Source organism: Peribacillus sp. NPDC096622, from assembly GCF_044762665.1.
Classification (GTDB): Bacteria; Bacillota; Bacilli; order Bacillales; family DSM-1321; genus Peribacillus; species Peribacillus frigoritolerans_B.
The window spans coordinates 1-1,589 of record NZ_JBIWES010000057.1 but is presented as its reverse complement, the minus strand read 5'-3'; the positions used below and the strand labels follow the sequence as shown (position 1 = coordinate 1,589).

At 35.1% G+C, this 1,589-nt stretch carries 3 protein-coding genes and 1 pseudogene; 1 reads left to right on the top strand and 3 read right to left on the bottom strand.

Annotated elements, in window-relative coordinates; genetic code table 11:
* Positions 1-166 precede the first annotated feature (166 nt).
* A complete protein-coding gene (locus ACIQYG_RS26830; RefSeq protein WP_402844625.1) occupies positions 167-634 on the top strand; it encodes a DnaD domain protein in 468 nt (155 codons plus the stop codon).
* A gap of 174 nt (positions 635-808) precedes the next feature.
* On the opposite strand, the gene ACIQYG_RS26825 is transcribed toward ACIQYG_RS26830, so the two are convergent.
* The 3 genes and pseudogenes from ACIQYG_RS26825 to ACIQYG_RS26815 form a co-directional block, all read right to left on the bottom strand.
* Complete coding sequence (locus ACIQYG_RS26825; protein ID WP_402844622.1) at positions 809-1,087, bottom strand: hypothetical protein; 279 nt, start codon at positions 1,085-1,087, stop codon at positions 809-811.
* 5 nt (positions 1,088-1,092) lie between these two features.
* Positions 1,093-1,275, bottom strand: coding sequence for a transposase (locus ACIQYG_RS26820; RefSeq protein WP_402844619.1), 183 nt, complete (start codon positions 1,273-1,275; stop codon positions 1,093-1,095).
* Between the two features lie 14 nt (positions 1,276-1,289).
* Positions 1,290-1,589, bottom strand: a pseudogene (locus tag ACIQYG_RS26815) (IS110 family transposase); the annotation flags it as partial.

Genomic DNA, 1,589 nt, shown 5'->3' with positions numbered 1-1,589 from the left:
ATGCCGAGCTTACAATGATAATGGTTAATGATATGACTATGAAATCCGGTGAATTCTAGAGCAATCGTGAGATTGTGTTTAGTTAATTGAGGGAGTTTAGTTCCATAAGCAGAGAAATATTGAAGGTGTGATAAAATGGAAATTAAATGAAAATAAGGAGAAAAGGATGACGAAAAAGAAGAAACTATTAAATAAAACAAAGGGTAAAATTATACAAGGTAAGACAGCAGAAGATAGATTTAAAGAGATACATGGAATGACTATTCAGGAATGGAACGCAAAGCAAGAAGAAGAATTTAAAGATAAAACAGGAATGACTTACGATGAATGGTATGTAAATCAAGTAAAAACAACGACACCGATTGATTTTATTAAAGAACCTAAAGGTACTATTACAGAAGAAGATGTAAAGTTAATTAAGGATTTGCAAGAATTGGGACTGAAAGATGAAGTGATAATCGTTTTACTGCATTATGTTATGGTGGTCAGTAGAATGGGACTGGTACACTCCTTGGTTAAAGAAATGGGTAAAAGTTGGAACGAAATCAATCTAACTACTGTTGAAGAAGCTATTGTCTTTGTTAGGGAAGAACAGAAAAAATACAAAGAATCATCTGAAAAAAAACTAATATGATCCTAATTGCAAATTTCTTCTTTAAGTAACGGATGCGTTAGCTGAAGATCGGAGCTAATTTTAAGGCAGCTCTTTTGTATGAAAACACAATAGTAAAAAAGCCATGCTAAAATAAACCCTCCATATTCTCATTTTTTTGATGGGGGTAAATGTACTATTTCGTTATTTAACTGGTTATGCAGTTTGTTGTTCAGCTGGATCGATTGTATAGCCTTTCTTTTTTAGGTATTCGATCATTTTTAATTCTTTGTTATTTTGTTTCTCTTCAAGGTAATTTGAGCCTAGTTCATGATAAGGTTCTCCTGTTTTTAAGATGTTGTAAGTAATCGTTAATAGTAAATGGGCAGAAGCGATTCGTCCCTTCATTTTTCCTTGCCGTTTAGTAATCCTTTTTCGATGTGAAGCAATTCGATTATTTTGCCTTGATGTCGCTAATACACATTCTACGGCCATCGTTTTTAAAGCTTTATTTCCTTGTGTGGTTTTACTCGTTTTTTTTTACCGGCACTTTCGTAATTTCCAGGACTCACACCAGCCCAAGAGGCAAGGTGTTTAGCTGACTTAAATACGGACATATCAATACCCATCTCCGCAATAAATGTAGCTGCCGCAGCTTTGTTCACACCAGGTATACCATCCAATAATTCTACTTCCTTTAGGGGGACAGGAGTTGATCGATTTGTTTTTCTAATTCTACTATGGTTTGTTCTAAATAACCCATATGCTCCCAATGGAAACGCAACATATCACGATGATGACGGCGAATACGGCCATTAATTGCACTGGTAATGTCAGTAATACTTGCTTTTGTTCGCCAATCAACCATTTTTCGAAGACCATCGGTCTCTATTTTTTCACCATTTAGAATCGCTTCAAGGATACGGCGTCCCGATACACCAAAAATGTCTGATAGAACGGATGTTAGCTTGATATTAGCATCTTGAAGAATTTTGTG